Genomic DNA, 17,688 nt, shown 5'->3' with positions numbered 1-17,688 from the left:
CATCGCGGAGAGAGCCCTCCCCCCTGCCCTCTCCCGCAAGCGGGAGAGGGAGCGCACCGGCATCGCGGCTTCGATATCCTCTACGTCTCGAATGTCTGCGCGGCGTGCCAGGAGAGGCCTTCCAGCGTCGTGGTGCGCGGCTTGTATTCGCAGCCGATCCAACCGCGATAGCCGATCGCGTCGAGATGGCGGAACAGGAAGGGATAGTTGATCTCGCCGGTGCCGGGCTCATGGCGGCCGGGATTGTCGGCAAGCTGAATGTGCGCGATCTGCGGCAGATATTCCTGCATGGTGCGGGCGAGATCGCCCTCCATGATCTGCATGTGATAGATGTCGTACTGGATGAAGAGGTTGTTCGAGCGCACCTCGGAGATCAGCTGCACCGCCTGCTCGGTGCCGTTGAGGTAGAAGCCGGGAATGTCGAGCGTGTTGATCGGCTCGACCAGCAGCTTGATGTTCTCCCGCGCCAGCGTGGAGGCGGCGAAGCGCAAATTGCCGACCAGCGTCTCCTGAAGCTCGCGCGGATCGGCGTCGGAAGGCGCGATACCGACGAGGCAGTTGAGCTGCTCGCAATCGAGCGCCTTGGCATAGTCAATGGCGCGGAACACGCCGTCGCGGAATTCGGCGGTGCGGTCGGGCAGGATCGCGATGCCGCGCTCGCCCGCTGCCCAGTTGCCCGCCGGCAGGTTGTGCAGCACCTGCGTGAGGCCATGGGCCTCGAGCTGCTCGCGCAGCTGCGCCTTGTCGAAATCATAGGGAAAGAGATATTCGACCCCGGCAAACCCCGCCGCTTTCGCCGCGGCAAAGCGGTCGAGGAACGGCATCTCGTTGAAGAGCATGGTGAGGTTGGCGGCAAATTTCGGCATGATGCTCTCCTATTCCGCCGGCTGCAGCACGCGCGAGGTTTCGACCTCGTCGAGCGGCAGATCCAGCACCTCCTCGAACTCGACGATGTTGTCGATCTCCGTGCCCATCGCAATGTTGGTGACGCGCTCGAGGATGAACTCGACCACCACGGGCACGCGATGCTTGGCCATCAATTCACGCGCGGTGGCGAATGCCGCCTGGGTGTCCTTCGGGTCGGTGACGCGGATCGCCTTGCAGCCGAGGCCTTCGGCGACCGTGACATGGTCGACGCCGTAGACGCCGATCTCGGGTGCGTTGATGTTCTCGAAGGAGAGCTGGACGTGGTAGTCCATGTCGAAGCCGCGCTGGGCCTGGCGGATCAGACCGAGATAGGAATTGTTCACGACGACGTGGATGTAGGGCAGATTGAACTGCGCGCCGACCGCGAGCTCCTCGATCAGGAACTGGAAGTCGTAGTCGCCGGAGAGCGCGACGATCTCGCGATCCGGGCACGCCGCGCGCACACCGAGCGCAGCGGGCAGCGTCCAGCCGAGTGGGCCCGCCTGCCCGGCGTTGATCCAGTTGCGCGGCTTGTAGACGCCGAGGAATTGCGCGCCGGCGATCTGCGACAGGCCGATCACGGTGACATAGGTGGTGTCGCGGCCGAACGCCTTGTTCATCTCCTCATAGACGCGCTGCGGCTTGATCGGCACGTTGTCGAAATGGCTCTTGCGCAGCATCGTCTTCTTGCGATCGCGGCAGGCAGCGGGCCACGCCTGGCGCTCGCGAAGCCTGCCTGACCGCCGCCACTCCCTGGCGACGGTGACGAAGAGCTCGAGCGCGGCCTTGGCGTCCGAGACGATGCCGAGATCGGGATTGAACACGCGCCCGATCTGGGTCGGCTCGATGTCGACGTGAACGAATTTGCGGCCCTTGGTGTAGGTCTCGACCGAGCCGGTGTGGCGGTTGGCCCAGCGATTACCGATGCCGAGCACGAAGTCGGATTCGAGCAGCGTGGCATTGCCGTAGCGGTGGCTGGTCTGAAGGCCGACCATGCCGGCCATCAGCACGTGATCGTCGGGGATTGCGCCCCACCCCATCAGGGTCGGCACGACAGGCACGTTGGCGATCTCGGCGAACTCAACCAACAGGTCCGACGCGTCGGCATTGATGATGCCGCCACCCGCGACGATCAGCGGACGCTCGGCGGCGTTGAGCATCTCCAGCGCCTTCTCGACCTGCTTGCGGGTGGCGGCAGGCTTGTAGACCGGCAGCGGCTCATAGGTCTCGTCGTCGAACTCGATCTCGGCGAGCTGCACGTCGAGCGGCATGTCGATCAACACCGGTCCCGGCCGACCCGAGCGCATGATGTGAAACGCCTGGCTGAACACGCGCGGCACCAGCGCCGGCTCGCGCACCGTCACGGCCCATTTGGTCACGGGCTTGGCAATCGACTCGATATCGACGGCCTGGAAATCCTCCTTGTAGAGCCGCGCCCGCGGCGCCTGGCCGGTGATGCAGAGGATCGGAATGGAATCGGCGATCGCCGAATAGAGCCCGGTGATCATGTCGGTGCCGGCCGGCCCCGAGGTGCCGATGCAGACGCCGATATTGCCGGCTTTCGCCCTTGTGTAGCCCTCGGCCATGTGCGAGGCGCCCTCGACATGGCGCGCCAGGATGTGGCGGATCGAGCCGCGCTTCTTCAGCGCCGAGTACAGCGGATTGATCGCAGCCCCGGGAACACCGAAGGCGGTCGAGATGCCTTCCTTCTCCAGGATACGCACGGCCGCATCGACAGCTCGCATCTTCGCCATATCGGACCTCGCTTGGGTTTAAGTCAGCGAGCGAGATCATCAGATGCGCGGGATGCGATCTCAACGAGATCGATTTTATTTTCCACGATGCGGCAGCCGTGGGAAAAATCGCGGTGGTCTCAACCAGTTAGACCGTGAGACGCGTGAAAGCCGCTTCACTCGAACAGCGGCGCCAGCTCCATTTGCGGCACCAGCACGAGGCCTTTGTCGGTGATACGAATTTCTGGAATGACCGATAGCGGAATCAAATTGAAGCCCATGTAGGGGATGGTGCAGCCCGCCTCCGCCCATTCCTTCTTCAGCACCTTGACCTCCTCGGCCACCTCGGTGACGCGCTTGTCGGACAGGAGCCCTGCGATCGGCAGCGGAACCAGCGCCCTCACCTTGCCGTCGGCGACGACGCAGACGCCACCCTGCTGCTCCCTAATCGCTGCGATCGCGACCTGCATGTCACCCTCGTTGGTGCCGGCGACGATGATGTTGTGGCTGTCGTGCCCAACGCTGGAGGCAACCGCGCCGCGCTTGAGCCCGAAATCCTTCAGCAGGCCATAAGCAACGTTGCCCGCCGATTTGCCGTGGCGCTCGACCACCGTGACGAAGCAGAGGCCGTAGCGCGCGAACAGCGACGGCCAGTCCTTGGCCGGCTCGATCGCGACCTTCTCGTGGATCAAGGTAATGCCCGGCAGCGCGGTCTTGATCGCATTGACGGTGCAGGCCTTCGCGGGCAGCTCCGGCGTCAACTTCATCTTCTCCGGCAGCTTCACGGTCGCATAAGCCGCCTTCGGATATTGATAGCGCTGCGACAGCGCCTGATCGAGACGCGGCGTGATCTTGCCGTGTTCGACCACGAGCTCACCGCCATACCAGGTGCATTGCGGCTTGAGCTGATCGTCCATCAGCACGAGATCGGCGCGGCGACCGCCCCCGAGACCGCCGATATCGCCTTCCATGCCGAAGCGCGTAGCGCCATGCAGCGAGCCCATCGACCAGGCTTGCTCCGGCGACATCCCCGCCTTCACGGCTTCGCGCACCACCCAGTCGAGGCCGAACAGCAGGAGATCATCGGCGTCGCGATCGTCGGTGCACACGGCCGTGCGCTTGTGCGAGGCGCCAAGCTCGGTGATCGTCCGGATCGCCTGCGGCAGCGAATGCCAGGGCGTGGTCGGCGGTCCCCCGCGCAAGAACACCCAGACGCCGGCATCGAGCAGGTCGTCGGCGATGTCGCGGTCGATCGCCTCATGGGTGTCGGTGACGCCGGAGGCCGCATAGGCCGCGACGAATTCGCGGCCGTAGACATGGCCTGACACCGGCCGTCCCCGCTTCAAGGCAGCCGCGAGGATCGCATGGCTGCGCTCGTCGCCCATCGTGACAGGCACGAAATCCATCTTCTCGCCGAGCGCGACGGCCTCGGGCCAGCGGTCGAACAGGCCGGCGATCTTGTCCGGCGTGAGATCGCCGCCGGCGGTCTCCAGCTCCGCCGAGGTCGCCGGAACCGTGCTCGGCACCGTCAGGAAGATCGAGAGCGGCGCCTCGCGCGCGTCCTCCAGCATCGCCTCGACGCCGGCGACGTCCATCACATTGCCGATCTCATGGCTGTCGCAGAAGATCGTGGTGGTGCCGTTGAGCAGCGCGGCCTCGGCGTAGGCGCAGGCCGTCACCATCGAGGATTCGATGTGGATGTGCGGATCGACGAGACCGGGCGCGATGATGCCGCCTGCCGCGTCATACAGCGGAACACCGCTCCAGGCCTTCCTGGCTGTTCCGGCCGGCTTCACCGCCGCGATGCGGCCTCCGGTGATCCAGACCTCCCGCCCCTGATGGATGCGCTCCGAATAGGTCGAGAGCACCCGCGCGCCCGATATGACGAGATCGGGCGCGACGCGGGCCGAGGCGACATCGGCCAGGCGCCGGGTCATCAAATGCAGCGGTGCGACGGCGAAGCGGGTAAGTCTGGTCATCGGGACCCTCGCGTGGCGTTACAGCCCAGCGATGGTTACGCCCCCCGCCATAGCGGGCAAGCGCAAATATAACGGCAGGCCCTGCTTACGCCTTAGGCGCTGAGCCGCCCGCCGCCCCCGCCCTCGCAGGCCTGCGCGGGTTCCGCCTTCTTGGCGGCGCTGCGGCAGCGGGCTTGACCCGAATTCGCATCGACCGGCCCTTTGACTCGTCGATCTCGAACGAATTCGTCTTCCGCACGAGGTCGCTCAGCTTGCGGAACCCGAACGTTCTCGGATCGAAATCGGAGGCCAGATTGGCGAGCTGCCGCCCGACTTCCCCGAGTGCGACCCAGCCGTCCTCGCTCTCCATCTGGGTGATGACCTTCTTGATGATGGGGGTCGCTGCATCAAGCGGCTGAAGCGACGTCGATCTTGAGGCGGCGTCCTGGTTGGTCGTCGGGACGGCAAGCAGGTTCTCGGTGTAAACGAACCTTCGGCAGGCCTGCCTGAAGCTTTCCGGAGTCTTCTGCTCGCCAAATCCGAAGACGTCGACACCCTGCTCCCGGATGCGGGCGGCCAGACGGGTAAAGTCGCTGTCGGATGACACCAGGCAGAAGCCGTCGAACCGGCCGCTGTGGAGCAGATCCATGGCGTCGATGACCAAGGTTATGTCGGACGCATTCTTTCCCGTCGTATAGGCGAACTGCTGCTGCGGGATGATGGCGTGCTTCGACAGGATGTCGGCCCACCCCCTTGATCGCGCATTGGAGAAGTCGCCATAGATGCGGCGAACGCTGGCCTCGCCGATCTTGGCAATCTCCTCGAACAGTCCATCCGCGATCTTTGCGGAGGCATTGTCGGCGTCGATCAGGACGGCGAGGCGCGGCGAACGAAGTTCCGACGGCATGGCGTTTCCTCAATGAGATGGACGCAGCATTTGAAGACGCAGCGCGTCGGGACGGCTAGTCCTCTTTCGCCTTGAACCGGCCGAGCCCCTTCAACACGAAGGGCGCCAGCAGCGCGATCAGCGCGACACCGAGCAGCGTCGCCGAGATCGGGCTCTGCAGCAGCGCCATGGGATCGCCGAGGCTGATCGCGAGCGCGCGGCGGAGCTGGCTCTCGGCGATCGGGCCGAGGATCAGGCCGACCACGACCGGCGCGATCGGAAAATCGAACCGCCGCATCAGGAAGCCGAGCACGCCGAAACCGGCCAGCATCGACAATTCCACCACCGACGGCTTTGCCGCGATCGTGCCCATGGTCGCGAAGACGAGGATGCCGGCATAGAGCCAGGGCTGCGGGATCGCGAGCAGCCGCACCCACAGGCCGACCAGCGGCAAATTGAGCACCAGCAGCATCATGTTGGCGATGAACAGGCTCGCGATCAGGCCCCACACGAGGTCAGGCCGCTCGGCAAACAGCAGCGGGCCCGGATTGAGGCCGTATTGCTGGAAGCCCGCCAGCATCATCGCGGCAGTCGCCGAGGTCGGCAGACCCAGCGTCAGCAGCGGCACCAGCGTGCCAGCGGCGGAGGCGTTGTTGGCGGCTTCGGGTCCGGCGACGCCTTCGATCGCGCCCTTGCCGAACTCTTCGGGATGTTTCGTGAGACGCTTCTCAGTGGAATAGGACAGGAAGGTCGGGATCTCAGCGCCGCCGGCGGGCAGCGCGCCGATCGGGAAGCCGAACATGGTGCCGCGCAGCCACGGCTTCCATGACCGCTTCCAGTCTTCCTTCGTCATCCACAGCGAGCCGCGCACTGGCTCGAGCTTTTCCTCAGTGTGGTGGCGGCGCGACGCGACATAGAGCGCCTCACCCACTGCGAACAGGCCGACGGCCAGCGTCGTCACCTCGACGCCGTCGAGCAATTCAGGGACGCCGAACGCCAACCGCGCCTGACCGGTCAGCTTGTCGATGCCGACGAGACCGAGCGTCAGGCCGATGAACAGGCTGGTCAGGCCGCGGACCGGGGAATCGCCAAAGGTCGCCGACACCGTGACGAACGCGACGCACATCAGCGCGAAGTAATCCTCGGGGCCGAAGCGCACGGCGAAATCGACCAGCCAGGGTGCAAGAAAGGCGAGTCCGATGGTCGCGATGGTGCCGGCGACGAAGGAGCCGATCGCGGAGGTCGCGAGCGCCGGTCCGCCACGGCCGGCCTTGGCCATCTTGTTACCTTCGAGCGCGGTCGCCATCGAGGCGCTCTCGCCCGGCGTGTTGATCAGGATCGCGGTGGTCGAGCCGCCATACATGCCGCCATAATAGATGCCGGCGAACATGATCAGCGAGCCGCCGGGGTCGAGCTTGTAGGTCACCGGCAGCAGCAGCGCGACCGTCAGCGCCGGGCCGATGCCGGGCAGCACGCCCACGGCGGTGCCGAGGAACACGCCGATCAGCGCATAGAGCAGGTTCATCGGCTGGACGGCGACCGCCATGCCGTGCGCCAAGGCGGCAAAAGTGTCCATCACAGCAGTCGCTCCAGGGGGCCGGCCGGAAGGCTCAGCGTCAACAGCCGGTCAAAGGCGAGATAAATGAGGGTCGACATCACGAGGGCGATGATGCTGTCGACGAGGACGGCACGGCGGCCGAACGCCGCCGACGTCGTCACGAACAGCGCCGAGGTCGCCAGGATGAAGCCGCCGCCGAAGCCGATGATGGCGATCAGCAGCGCAAGGCCGACGAGGATCAGAACCACCGGGACGGGATCGGCACTCTCGCGCGCCGGCAGATTGCCGCGCAGCGCATCGATGAAATTGCCGATCGCGAGCAGCGCAAGTCCGCTGGCGACGACGACCGGCATCGCCTCCGGCCCCATGCCGTACATCGCGGCGGATTGCAGGCCGCGCGCGTCCCAGACCAGCACGGCCGCAAGCACGGCGAGCAGTGCAGCGATGACAATGCCGGCGCGATCGAAGCGCCGCGGCTGCGCAGGATCGCCTGAGGTCATGACTTGACGAGGCCGACCGATTTCAGCACGTCGGTGACGCGTACGGTTTCCTTCTTCAGGAAGTCGGCGAAGGCGTCGCCGCCGAGATAGGCATCCTCCCAGCCCTTCTGCTTGAGGATCTCCTTCCAGGCGTCCGACTTCACCATCTTCTCGACCGCATCGCTCAAGGTCTTGCGCTGCTCCGGCGTGATGCCGGGAGGTGCGACCACCGAACGCCAGTTGGCGATCACGAGGTCGATGCCCTGTTCCTTGAAGGTCGGGATATCGCTGCCTGCGATGCGCTTCTCCGAGGTCACGCCGATCGCGCGCAGCTTGCCGGATTTGATCTGCCCTTCATATTCGCTGAGGCCCGAAATGCCCGCGGTGACCTTGCCGCCGAGGATCGCTGCGAGCGACTCGCCGCCACCGGAGAACGGGATGTAGTTGATCTTCTTGGCGTCGGCGCCGACCGCGCCGGCGAACAGCGCCGCCATCACATGGTCGACGCCGCCGGCCGAGCCGCCGGCGAAGGTCACCTTGGCGATATCGGCCTTCACCGCGGCCGCCAGATCCTGCGCATTTTTGATCGGCGAATTTGCGGGCACCACGATCACCTGGATTTCCTCGGTCAGGCGCGCGATCGGCGTCACCTGCTCCAGCGTGACCGGCGACTTGTTCATGGCGAGCGCGCCGACCATGACGAAGCCGTTGACCATCATCTGGTTGCCGTCGCCCTTGGCGCTGTTGACGAACTGCGCGATGCCGACGCTGCCGCCGGCGCCGGGAACGTTGGTGACCTGCACGCTGCGCGCGACGCCCGCAGCGACCAGCGCCTGCTGCATCGAGCGCGCGGTCTGGTCCCAGCCGCCGCCCGGGGCCGCCGGCGCCATCAGCTTGAGCTCGAGCTGCTGGGCCAAGGCTGGCGTCGCTGCCGCGAGGGTCAGCGCGACGGCTGCGCCGACAAGGCGCGCGGGAAACTGAAACATGGGGGCATTCTCCAGGCTCGTGCGGACGTGTTGATCAGGTGCCGCATTGTGTCGTTTGGTCGCATATCAGCCAAAACGGCCAATGCTGTCCAGCGACGGGCCCGGTTCCTTGCTATCCGGATTTCGGCATCACCCCGCCGAGTGCGAGCGTCAGCTCAGCGGCGACGTCGCGCACAATTTGCCCGATTTCCGGCAATCTCTCATCGGTCAGGCGGCTGGTCATGCCCGAGACGGAGATCGCCGCGAGCGGCTCTGCGCAGTCGTTGTAGACGACTGCGGCAATACAGCGCAGGCCCATGGAGGCCTCCTCATCGTCGACCGCAAAGCCCTGCTTGCGGATCTTCTCGAGCTCCCTGAACAGGTCGCTCGGCCGCACAATCGACTTTTCGGTCAGGCGGGGCATGCCGTGATGGCGGATGACGGCGCCGACGTCCTCGTCCGAATAGGTCGCGAGCACCGCCTTGCCGACACCCGACGTCACCATGGGGACGCGGCCGCCGACCTTGGTCAGCGAGCGCATGATCTCGCGGCTCTCCATGCGGGTCAGCACGATGATGAACTCGTCGTCGACGACGGCGAGATTGGCGGTTTCGCGGGTGAGATCGCGCAGCTTGCGCAAGTAAGGAACGGCCTGCGCCGAGAAATTGCGCCGCCGGGCGAAGCTGGCCCCCACCGTGAAGCTGCGGACGCCGACATGCCATTTGGATTCGGCGCGGTCGAACTGCACGAAGCGGCGGCTTTCAAGCGTCGCCAGTAGCCGGTGCACGGTCGAGGCCGACAGGCCGGTGCGCACGGCAAGATCGCTGAGGCGATAGCCTTCGTCGTCCTCGGCCAGCGTCTCGAGAATCGACAGCGCGCGATCGACGGACTGCACACCGCCGTCACGCGCCTCGTGCTCGGCCTCCAATGGCGGCCGAGGTTCGAGCGATTTGCGCCGGATCACGTTCTTGCTCATCGCGACCTGACCGTTCTCCCTCGCCCCGCTTGCGGGGAGAGGGTCGGGGTGAGGGGGAGCTTCCACAAGGACGGTGAGAGCTGGACTCGCGGAGAGTCCCCCTCACCCGAATTCGATCTGCGATCGAATTCGACCTCTCCCCGCACGCGGGGAGAGGTGAAGTCGCGTCTCAGAGCAACCCTGCGCCGCGCGCCCACTTGTACTTGGCACCGAGCACCTCGACCGGCAGCTCGGTGGAGTAGGCGTAGGCCGGGATGCCGTGCTGGTAGAGATATTCGGCGGCTTCCTCGACCTCGACGTCGCCGGCGAGCGAGGCGACCATGGGCTTCACAAAACCCTTGGCCTCCATCTCCTTCTTCACCTCGACCATGTTGCGGGCGAACACCATCGGCGGGGTGACGATGGTGTGCCAGTAGCCGAGGATCAGCGCGTGGATGCGCTCATCCGACAGGCCGAGCTTCACGGTGTTGACGTAGGTGATCGGCGGCTCGCCGCCGGTGATATCCACAGGATTTCCAGCCGCACCGAACGGCGGGATGAACTTGCGGAAGGCAGCGTCCAGATCCGGCGGCATCGACATCAGCGACAGGCCGTTGTCGACGCAGGAGTCCGACAGCAGCACGCCCGAGCCGCCGGCGCCGGTGATGATCAGCACATTCTCGCCCTTCGGCGTCGGCAGCACCGGCACGCCGCGGGCGAATTCGAGCAGCTGGCGCAGGCTGCGGGCGCGGATCACGCCCGACTGCTTGAACACGTCCTCGTAGATGCGGTCGTTGCCGGCAAGCGCGCCGGTGTGCGAGGACGCAGCCTTCGCACCGGCCGAGGTGCGGCCGGCCTTGAGCACGACCACCGGCTTCTTCTTGGAGACGCGCTTGGCGGCTTCCGCGAAGGCGCGGCCGTCCTTGAGGTCTTCGCAGTGCTGCGCGATCAGGTTGGTGTTCGGGTCCTGCTCGAAGAAGGCGAGCAGATCGTCCTCGTCGATGTCGGACTTGTTGCCGAGGCCGACGATGGCCGACACACCCATTTTCGCCGAGCGCGAGAAGCCGATGATGGCCATGCCGATGCCGCCCGACTGCGACGACAGCGCCGCGTGGCCCTTGACGTCATAGGCGGTGCAGAAGGTCGCGCAGAGATTGGCCGGCGTATAGTAGAAGCCGTAGATGTTCGGCCCCATCAGGCGGATGTCGTACTTCTTGCCGACCTCGACGATCTCGGCCTGCAGCTCCGGCGCGCCGGCTTCCGCAAAGCCCGACGGAATCAGCACCGCGCCCGGGATTTTCTTCTCGCCGCATTCGGTGAGCGCGCCGGCGACGAATTTTGCCGGGATCGCGAACACCGCGACGTCGATCACGCCCGGCACGTCCTTGACGCTCTTATAGGCCTTGTAGCCGAGGATCTCGGCGGCCTTGGGATGGATCGGAATGATCTCGCCCTTGTAGCCGCCGTTGATGAGGTTCTTCATCACGGAATTGCCGATCTTGCCGTCCTCCGCTGAGGCGCCGATCACGGCAACCGCCTTCGGCTGCATGATGCGGTTCATGGCCGCGACGATCTCTTCGGTCGGGCGCGGCTTGGGCTTCGGCACATAGGCGAAGTCGACGACGATGCGGACGTCCGCTGCGGTCGCGCCCTTCGGGGTCGCGAACACAGGGTTGAGGTCGAGCTCGACGATTTCAGGGAAATCGGTGACGAGCTGCGAGACCTTGACGATGACGTCGGCGAGCGCCGTACGGTTCACCGGCTCGCCGCCGCGCACGCCCTTCAGGATCTCGTGGGCCTGGATGCCGTCGAGCATCGACAGCGCGTCTTCCTTGGTCGCGGGCGCGAGGCGGAAGGTGATGTCCTTCAGCACTTCGACCAGCACGCCGCCGAGGCCGAAGGCGACCAGCTTGCCGAACGAGCCATCGGTGATCGAGCCGACGATGACCTCGGTGCCACCGGCCAGCATCTGCTGCACCTGGACGCCCTCGATCTTGGCATCGGCCTTGTACTTCCTGGCGTTGGAAAGGATGGTCTCGTAGGCCTTCTCGGCCTCCTCGGCCGTCTTGAGGCCGACGATGACGCCGCCAGCTTCGGTCTTGTGGAGAATGTCCGGCGAGACGATCTTCATCACGACGGGGAAGCCCATGGAGGAAGCCATCTTGCCGGCCTCGCCCGCCGACTTGGCCACGCCCTCCTTCGGCACCGGAATGCCGTAGGCGTCGCAGACCAGCTTGCCTTCCGGCGCCGTCAGGCTGGTGCGGTTGTCCGCCTTGACCTGGTCAAGCACCTTGCGGACGGCATCTTTGGAATTGGACATGTGGCTTCTCCCTTGACCTCGGTTCGTTCTTTGCAAAGCGCGCGTGTTGCGGCCGCCTGTGATGCTTGCCATTCGCCGCGCTCTGTTCCATGCCGCGGAACGGAGTGGCATAAAGCCCGAGACTACTCCGCCGGCTTGGATCAAAAATGGCTGGCGATGGCATTTGGTATGCCAGAAGCCAACTTGTCAAGTCGCGGCGCACCTTGGAACGCCGCAAAAAATAGGCAGCTTGACATTCTGGCATGTGGTATGCCAAAAACTTTCCCGTTAATATTCCTGTAAAAGACGACTCCCACTGGAGGAGATTCGTCGTGTCACTACGGAAACCAACCAAGGCGTTGCCGAACATGGCCGAGGCAGACATCGCAATCGTTCGTATTGCCCCGGAGAGCAGCTTCAAGAACAAGGCGTATGACGCCTTGAAGGAAGCCATCCTCAAGATGGACATCTACTCGACGCCCGAGCCGGTGATGCTCGACGAGCGCGCGCTGTCCGAACGACTGGGTGTCAGCCGCACGCCGATCCGCGAAGCCATCGCGATGCTCGAGCAGGACGGTTTCGTGAAAACCGTTCCGCGCCGCGGCATCATGGTGGTGCGCAGGACCAAGAGCGAGATCGTCGACATGATCCGCGCCTGGGCGGCGCTGGAGAGCATGGCCGCGCGCCTCATCACCACCACCGCGCGCAAGAAGGACATCACGGCGCTGCGCGACTTCTTCAAGGACTTCGGCAAGGACCGCCTGCCCGAGGATCATGTGGAAGAATACTCCAAGGCCAACATCGCCTTCCATCAGGCGCTGATCTCGCTGTCGGAGTCGCCGGTGCTGGTCGATCTCACCAACGACCTCTTGCTGCACGTGCGCGGCTATCGGCAACTGACCATCGGACGCAAGGATCGCACCGCGACCTCCCTGCCCGAGCATCTCGGCATGATCGAAGCACTGGAAGCGCGCGACACCGAGCTCGCCGAGAAGCGCGCCCGCGACCACACCCTCGGCCTTGCCGCTTACGTCGAAGCGCACGGCCAGGAACTGTTTACCTAGCAACCTTCACCAGAAGGGCGAAAAATTCGCCCCGTTACTTGAGACCAGGGAGACAAGGCCCATGCTGAATACCGCGACCAAGTCCGAAGCACCGGGCACCGAGCAGGAACTGACGGATGGCTTCCATCTCGTCATCGACGCGCTCAAGCTGAACGGCATCAACACCATCTATAATGTGCCGGGCATCCCGATCACGGATTTGGGCCGCATGGCGCAGGCCGCCGGCATTCGCGTGATCTCCTTCCGTCACGAGCAGAACGCCGGCTACGCCGCAGGCATCGCCGGTTATCTCACCAAGAAGCCCGGCGTCTGCCTCACGGTGTCGGCGCCCGGCTTCCTCAACGGCCTCACCGCGCTCGCGCACGCCACCACCAACTGCTACCCGATGATCCTGGTCTCGGGCTCCTCCGAGCGCGAGATCGTCGATCTCCAGCAGGGCGACTACGAGGAAATGGACCAGCTCGCGATTGCGAAACCGCTGTGCAAGGCGGCCTATCGCGTGCTGCACGCCCAGGACATCGGCATCGGCTTTGCCCGCGCGATCCGCGCCGCGGTCTCGGGCCGTCCGGGCGGCGTCTATCTCGACCTGCCGGCAAAGCTGTTCGGCCAGGTGATGAACGCCGAGGCCGGCCAGAAGTCGCTGGTCAAGGTGATCGACGCTGCGCCCGCGCAGCTCCCCTCGCCCGCTTCGGTCAAGCGCGCGCTCGATGTTCTGAAGAGCGCAAAACGCCCGCTCATCATCCTCGGCAAGGGCGCGGCCTATGCGCAGGCCGATGAGGAGATCAAGACCTTCATCGAGAAGAGCGGCGTGCCGTTCCTCCCGATGAGCATGGCCAAGGGCCTCCTCCCCGATACCCATCCGCAGTGCGCCGGCGCCGCCCGCTCGACGGTGCTGAAGGATTCCGACGTCGTCATGCTGATCGGCGCGCGGCTGAACTGGCTGCTCTCGCACGGCAAGGGCAAGAGCTGGGGCGAAACGCCGAAGAAGTTCATCCAGGTCGACATCGAACCGCGTGAGATGGACTCCAACGTCGAGATCGTCGCGCCCGTCGTCGGCGACATCGGCTCGGTCGTCTCGGCGTTCAACCAGGCGATCGGTGCGGGTTGGACCGCGCCCGCCGACTGGACCAAGGCCGTCTCGACCAAGCGCGAAGAGAACGTCGCCAAGATGGCGCCGAAGCTCATGAACAACAAATCGCCGATGGACTATCACGGCGCGCTCGGCGTCTTGAAGAACGTCATCAAGGAGTACCCCGAGGCGATCCTCGTCAACGAAGGCGCCAACACGCTCGACCTCGCCCGCGGCGTCATCGACATGTACAAGCCCCGCAAGCGTCTCGACGTCGGCACCTGGGGCGTGATGGGCATCGGCATGGGCCAGGCGATCGCGGCCGCGCTCGAGACCGGCCATCCCGTGCTCGCGGTGGAAGGCGACTCGGCGTTCGGCTTCTCCGGCATGGAGGTCGAGACCATCTGCCGCTACAACCTGCCGATCTGCGTCGTCATCTTCAACAATGACGGCATCTATCGCGGCACCGACGTCAACGGCGCGAACGCCGATCCGGCAACCACCGTGTTCGTCAAGGGCGCGCGCTACGACAAGATGATGGAAGCCTTCGGCGGCGTCGGCGTGAATGCGACCTCGCCGGACGAGCTCAAGCGCGCCGTCAACGAGGCGATGAAGTCCGGCAAGCCGACGCTCATCAACGCGGTGATCGATCCGGCCGCAGGCTCGGAGAGCGGCCGCATCGGCAACCTCAATCCGCAGAGCGTTCTGCAGAAGAAGAAGTAAGGCATGATCCGGAAAAGTGCGAAGCGGTTTTCCGACAAGATCATGCCCAAACAAAAGAGCTAAAGCGCCAAGCGCGCTTTAGCCTCCCCTTCAACCCCTTTACTCCCTGTGGTTCGCAGGGGCAGACACAGAGTACGGAGCAACACGATGACCAAAGCGCTCACGGGCGTTCGCATTCTCGACTTCACCCACGTCCAGTCCGGACCGACCTGCACGCAGCTGCTCGCCTGGTTCGGCGCCGACGTGATCAAGGTGGAACGCCCGGGCGTGGGTGACATCACCCGCGGCCAGCTGCAGGACATCCCGAACGTGGACAGCCTGTATTTCACCATGCTCAACCACAACAAGCGCTCGATCACGCTCGACACCAAGAACCCCAAGGGCAAGGAAGTCCTCACCGAGCTGATCAAGAAGTGCGACGTGCTGGTCGAAAACTTCGGCCCCGGCGTGCTCGACCGCATGGGCTTCCCCTGGGAGAAGATCCACAGCCTCAACCCGAGGATGATCGTCGCCTCGATCAAGGGCTTTGGTCCCGGCCCGTATGAAGACTGCAAGGTCTATGAGAACGTCGCGCAGTGCACCGGCGGCGCCGCCTCGACCACCGGCTTCCGCGATGGCCTGCCGCTCGTCACCGGCGCGCAGATCGGCGACACCGGCACCGGGTTGCATCTCGCGATCGGCATCCTGGCCGCGCTTCACCAGCGCACCACCACCGGCAAGGGCCAGAAGGTCACCGCCGCGATGCAGGACGGCGTGCTCAATCTCGCCCGCGTCAAGCTGCGCGACCAGCAGCGCCTCGCCCACGGACCGCTGAAGGAATACAGCCAGTTCGGCGAAGGCGTTCCGTTCGGCGATGCCGTGCCGCGCGCCGGCAACGATTCCGGCGGCGGCCAGCCCGGCCGCATCCTGAAGTGCAAGGGCTGGGAGACCGATCCCAACGCCTACATCTACTTCATCACCCAGGCTCCGGTCTGGGAGAAGATCTGCGACGTGATCGGCGAGCCGACCTGGAAGACCGATCCGAACTACGCCAAGCCCCCGGCCCGCCTGCCCCGGCTCAACGAGATCTTCGCCCGCATCGAGCAGTGGACGATGACCAAGACCAAGTTCGAGGCGATGGAAATCCTCAACAAGGACGACATCCCCTGCGGCCCGATCCTGTCGATGAAGGAGATCGCCGAGGACCAGTCGCTGCGCGCCACCGGCACCGTGGTCGAGGTCGATCACCCCACCCGCGGCAAGTACATCTCGGTCGGCAACCCGATCAAGCTGTCGGACTCCCCGAGCGACGTGCAGCGTTCGCCGCTGCTCGGCGAGCACACCGACGAGATCCTGCGCTCGGTGCTCGGCTTCAGCGACCATCAGGTCGCCGATATCCACAAGTCCGGCGCGCTCGACCCGCCGCAGAAGCAGGCCGCCGAGTAAGCGGGCTGATCTGAACCAACACGAAAGGGCCGCCCGAAGGGGCGGCCCTTTTTGCTTGCGAAAGCGTGCCGTCGCAGGGCTCAAACTAAAATCTGGAAAAACAACCCCATGCACAGTAGCCGCCCCCTTGGCATCAAAGGACATTTCTGATTTAGCGAAAACACTTTGACCCGTCCGGGCAAAACAGGGGTATGATGCCATCGTCGGAAGAAATCGAATGTTCTGTCCCACACCGCGCCGCCCCCGTGGCTTCCGTTGCGGCAGCCTTTTCGTTGGCGCCACGCCAGATGGCTGCGATCCTCCAAGCAGCGATCGATGCAGAATTAAGGTCGCCTCCAGGGAACAGACGGGGTTCCGCCCCGTTATTCCCTGGACCGGCGCGCCCGTGGGAGCGCAGGCGGCCATCCAACGACAAGTCGACCGCTGCCAGCCCGCGAGCCGAACACGCCGGGTCCGGCGCGTTTCGAGATCGCGCCTATCCACCCAAATCGAGGTCAAGACGATGAGAGATCATCCCGCGTCCCGGGCTCTGCGGGAGGCCAACAGAGCGTTCAAGCCGGTCGAGACGAAGAAACCCATGACCGACTATGCGAAGGCGCAACAATCGCTTCATGAAAATCGCGAGCGCCTGAAAGCCGAACGACTGGCGCGAGAGGCCAAGCAGGGCGATCATCCCAAAGGAAATCATCCCAGATAAGGCAGTGCCGGTGCCGCATTATTACTTCGACATCAGGGACGGCACGGCACTCGCTGCGGACGAAGAGGGACTGAGTCTGACGAACCAGAGAGCTGCCGAGATCGAAGCTGCGCTGTCTCTTGCCGATACTGCCAAGGACCTTGCGCCGTCCGCGAGCGGCCGCGATCTGGCCATCGAGGTGCGTGACGCCAATGGCCTGATCTTTCGGGCAGCGTTTCTCTTCGGGACCGCCCGGCCGAGCGGTTGAAATCCCCCCTCCGCCTCGGCTTAAAGCGCGACGAGATTTGGATGAATCGCCATCGCGCTTCAGGTTGTTGGTTACGCATGATCCTTTCGGAAAACCGCTTCGCACTTTGCGCTAACGCGGCCCTCCGGATCCGGATCATGCTTCAGAGCATCGAGAGGACGACGACCCCGTCTTCGAGCTCGCCTGACGCCAATCGTGCCCGCGCGATACGCTCGAACTCCGTCCGATACTTCTGAAGATAGCTGAAGGCCTGCTTCTGCGTCTGGAATGTCGTGGCAAGACGGCACATCTGCCGGCCTGCGCCAAGCGCGAGAAAGAAGGTGATTGTGCCGCCGCCATCCGGCCTGGTCCTAGGCACGACCCGCGCTCTCTGGCATGTGACCGGCCCCCTCGGATTGTTTGTCGACGCGATTGGACTCAACTATCCCGGCGACTTCCTTGCCCGCTTCTTCGGTGCAGGCGCCGACAACGATGCGCGAAGACTTGCCTCAGCCGCTTGCTCAGCTGCTTCCTTGGCCTCACGCAGTTCGCGAAGCCGCGCCATGTTCTTGCGAACGTCGATCGCCTGCCTCTCGACATCAGCAATCGCACGCGCGCCTTCTTCAGCCGCCAGGCGCTGACGCTCGGAGCGCGCGATGGCTTCAGGTGACGGTTCGGCCGATTTCTTCGCGCTCATCTTTTGGCGTTCATCTCTCACCCTGCTCGACAACGGACAAAACCCGCT

Annotated in this window: 16 protein-coding genes; 5 read left to right on the top strand and 11 right to left on the bottom strand. The window is 64.7% G+C overall.

The features are described from left to right. Nucleotides 1–80: 80 nt before the first annotated feature. The 9 genes from hyi to JQ635_RS14125 all read right to left on the bottom strand — a co-directional run bounded on the left by hyi (nucleotide 81) and on the right by JQ635_RS14125 (nucleotide 11,760). Nucleotides 81–866, bottom strand: a complete 786-nt coding sequence (gene hyi / locus JQ635_RS14165) for a hydroxypyruvate isomerase (RefSeq protein ID WP_211410474.1) — start codon at nucleotides 864–866, stop codon at nucleotides 81–83. Nucleotides 867–875: 9 nt separating this feature from the next. After that, nucleotides 876–2,660 (bottom strand): glyoxylate carboligase, encoded by a 1,785-nt coding sequence (gene gcl / locus JQ635_RS14160; RefSeq protein ID WP_211410473.1) that lies wholly within the window; start codon nucleotides 2,658–2,660, stop codon nucleotides 876–878. A gap of 155 nt (nucleotides 2,661–2,815) precedes the next feature. Beyond that, on the bottom strand, nucleotides 2,816–4,618 hold the full coding sequence (locus JQ635_RS14155) for an adenine deaminase C-terminal domain-containing protein (protein ID WP_211410472.1): 1,803 nt from the start codon (nucleotides 4,616–4,618) through the stop codon (nucleotides 2,816–2,818). An 85-nt stretch (nucleotides 4,619–4,703) separates the two neighbouring features. Next, nucleotides 4,704–5,504, bottom strand: a complete 801-nt coding sequence (locus JQ635_RS14150) for an NYN domain-containing protein (RefSeq protein ID WP_211410471.1) — start codon at nucleotides 5,502–5,504, stop codon at nucleotides 4,704–4,706. A 55-nt stretch (nucleotides 5,505–5,559) separates the two neighbouring features. After that, nucleotides 5,560–7,059 carry a tripartite tricarboxylate transporter permease gene (locus JQ635_RS14145; RefSeq protein WP_211410470.1) on the bottom strand — a complete coding sequence of 500 codons (1,500 nt, stop codon included), beginning with the start codon at nucleotides 7,057–7,059 and terminating at the stop codon, nucleotides 5,560–5,562. After that, complete coding sequence (locus tag JQ635_RS14140) at nucleotides 7,059–7,541, bottom strand: tripartite tricarboxylate transporter TctB family protein (RefSeq protein ID WP_211410469.1); 483 nt, start codon at nucleotides 7,539–7,541, stop codon at nucleotides 7,059–7,061. The genes JQ635_RS14145 and JQ635_RS14140 overlap by 1 nt, the downstream gene beginning before the upstream one ends. Beyond that, complete coding sequence (locus JQ635_RS14135) at nucleotides 7,538–8,506, bottom strand: Bug family tripartite tricarboxylate transporter substrate binding protein (protein WP_211410468.1); 969 nt, start codon at nucleotides 8,504–8,506, stop codon at nucleotides 7,538–7,540. Before JQ635_RS14135 ends, JQ635_RS14140 begins: the two co-directional genes overlap by 4 nt. A 112-nt stretch (nucleotides 8,507–8,618) precedes the next feature. Further along, the gene (locus JQ635_RS14130; protein ID WP_211410467.1) at nucleotides 8,619–9,461 is read right to left on the bottom strand and encodes an IclR family transcriptional regulator; all 843 of its coding nucleotides are present in this window, start codon (nucleotides 9,459–9,461) and stop codon (nucleotides 8,619–8,621) included. Nucleotides 9,462–9,630: 169 nt separating this feature from the next. Beyond that, the gene (locus JQ635_RS14125) at nucleotides 9,631–11,760 is read right to left on the bottom strand and encodes an acetate--CoA ligase family protein (protein ID WP_211410466.1); all 2,130 of its coding nucleotides are present in this window, start codon (nucleotides 11,758–11,760) and stop codon (nucleotides 9,631–9,633) included. Nucleotides 11,761–12,107: 347 nt separating this feature from the next. Between JQ635_RS14125 and JQ635_RS14120 the strand changes: the two genes are divergently transcribed. The 5 genes from JQ635_RS14120 (at nucleotide 12,108) to JQ635_RS14100 (ending at nucleotide 16,964) form a co-directional block, all read left to right on the top strand. Further along, nucleotides 12,108–12,803, top strand: coding sequence for a GntR family transcriptional regulator (locus JQ635_RS14120; protein ID WP_164936202.1), 696 nt, complete (start codon nucleotides 12,108–12,110; stop codon nucleotides 12,801–12,803). Nucleotides 12,804–12,864: 61 nt separating this feature from the next. Beyond that, on the top strand, nucleotides 12,865–14,595 hold the full coding sequence (oxc, locus tag JQ635_RS14115) for an oxalyl-CoA decarboxylase (RefSeq protein WP_211410465.1): 1,731 nt from the start codon (nucleotides 12,865–12,867) through the stop codon (nucleotides 14,593–14,595). 147 nt (nucleotides 14,596–14,742) lie between these two features. Next, entirely contained in the window at nucleotides 14,743–16,020 is a 1,278-nt protein-coding gene (gene frc, locus JQ635_RS14110; protein WP_211410464.1) for a formyl-CoA transferase, read from the top strand. 502 nt (nucleotides 16,021–16,522) lie between these two features. Further along, complete coding sequence (locus JQ635_RS14105) at nucleotides 16,523–16,717, top strand: hypothetical protein (protein WP_211410501.1); 195 nt, start codon at nucleotides 16,523–16,525, stop codon at nucleotides 16,715–16,717. A 4-nt stretch (nucleotides 16,718–16,721) separates the two neighbouring features. Next, nucleotides 16,722–16,964: a DUF6894 family protein gene (locus JQ635_RS14100; protein WP_246583538.1), complete on the top strand. Its 243-nt coding sequence runs from the start codon at nucleotides 16,722–16,724 to the stop codon at nucleotides 16,962–16,964. Between the two features lie 142 nt (nucleotides 16,965–17,106). Here the strand turns inward: JQ635_RS14100 and JQ635_RS14095 are convergent, their stop codons facing one another. Together JQ635_RS14095 and JQ635_RS14090 are read right to left on the bottom strand one after the other, a co-directional pair. Further along, nucleotides 17,107–17,322 carry a hypothetical protein gene (locus JQ635_RS14095; protein WP_211410463.1) on the bottom strand — a complete coding sequence of 72 codons (216 nt, stop codon included), beginning with the start codon at nucleotides 17,320–17,322 and terminating at the stop codon, nucleotides 17,107–17,109. 63 nt (nucleotides 17,323–17,385) lie between these two features. Then, entirely contained in the window at nucleotides 17,386–17,640 is a 255-nt protein-coding gene (locus tag JQ635_RS14090) for a transcriptional regulator (protein ID WP_211410462.1), read from the bottom strand. Between the last annotated feature and the right edge of the window lie 48 nt (nucleotides 17,641–17,688).

This window comes from Bradyrhizobium iriomotense (genome assembly GCF_018130765.1).
Taxonomy (GTDB): domain Bacteria; phylum Pseudomonadota; class Alphaproteobacteria; order Rhizobiales; family Xanthobacteraceae; genus Bradyrhizobium; species Bradyrhizobium iriomotense_A.
This window is presented reverse-complemented; position numbering and strand designations above follow the sequence as displayed.

Bases quoted from the DNA above. Each gene is read 5' to 3' on its own strand.
- JQ635_RS14155 (WP_211410472.1), bottom strand. From the start codon at position 4,618: ATGACCAGACTTACCCGCTTCGCCGTCGCACCGCTGCATTTGATGACC.
- JQ635_RS14145 (WP_211410470.1), bottom strand. From the start codon at position 7,059: ATGGACACTTTTGCCGCCTTGGCGCACGGCATGGCGGTCGCCGTCCAG.
- JQ635_RS14125 (WP_211410466.1), bottom strand. From the start codon at position 11,760: ATGTCCAATTCCAAAGATGCCGTCCGCAAGGTGCTTGACCAGGTCAAG.
- JQ635_RS14105 (WP_211410501.1), top strand. From the start codon at position 16,523: ATGAGAGATCATCCCGCGTCCCGGGCTCTGCGGGAGGCCAACAGAGCG.
- JQ635_RS14120 (WP_164936202.1), top strand. From the start codon at position 12,108: ATGGCCGAGGCAGACATCGCAATCGTTCGTATTGCCCCGGAGAGCAGC.
- JQ635_RS14150 (WP_211410471.1), bottom strand. From the start codon at position 5,504: ATGCCGTCGGAACTTCGTTCGCCGCGCCTCGCCGTCCTGATCGACGCC.
- frc (WP_211410464.1), top strand. From the start codon at position 14,743: ATGACCAAAGCGCTCACGGGCGTTCGCATTCTCGACTTCACCCACGTC.
- gcl (WP_211410473.1), bottom strand. From the start codon at position 2,660: ATGGCGAAGATGCGAGCTGTCGATGCGGCCGTGCGTATCCTGGAGAAG.
- JQ635_RS14130 (WP_211410467.1), bottom strand. From the start codon at position 9,461: ATGAGCAAGAACGTGATCCGGCGCAAATCGCTCGAACCTCGGCCGCCA.
- oxc (WP_211410465.1), top strand. From the start codon at position 12,865: ATGCTGAATACCGCGACCAAGTCCGAAGCACCGGGCACCGAGCAGGAA.
- hyi (WP_211410474.1), bottom strand. From the start codon at position 866: ATGCCGAAATTTGCCGCCAACCTCACCATGCTCTTCAACGAGATGCCG.
- JQ635_RS14135 (WP_211410468.1), bottom strand. From the start codon at position 8,506: ATGTTTCAGTTTCCCGCGCGCCTTGTCGGCGCAGCCGTCGCGCTGACC.
- JQ635_RS14090 (WP_211410462.1), bottom strand. From the start codon at position 17,640: ATGAGCGCGAAGAAATCGGCCGAACCGTCACCTGAAGCCATCGCGCGC.
- JQ635_RS14140 (WP_211410469.1), bottom strand. From the start codon at position 7,541: ATGACCTCAGGCGATCCTGCGCAGCCGCGGCGCTTCGATCGCGCCGGC.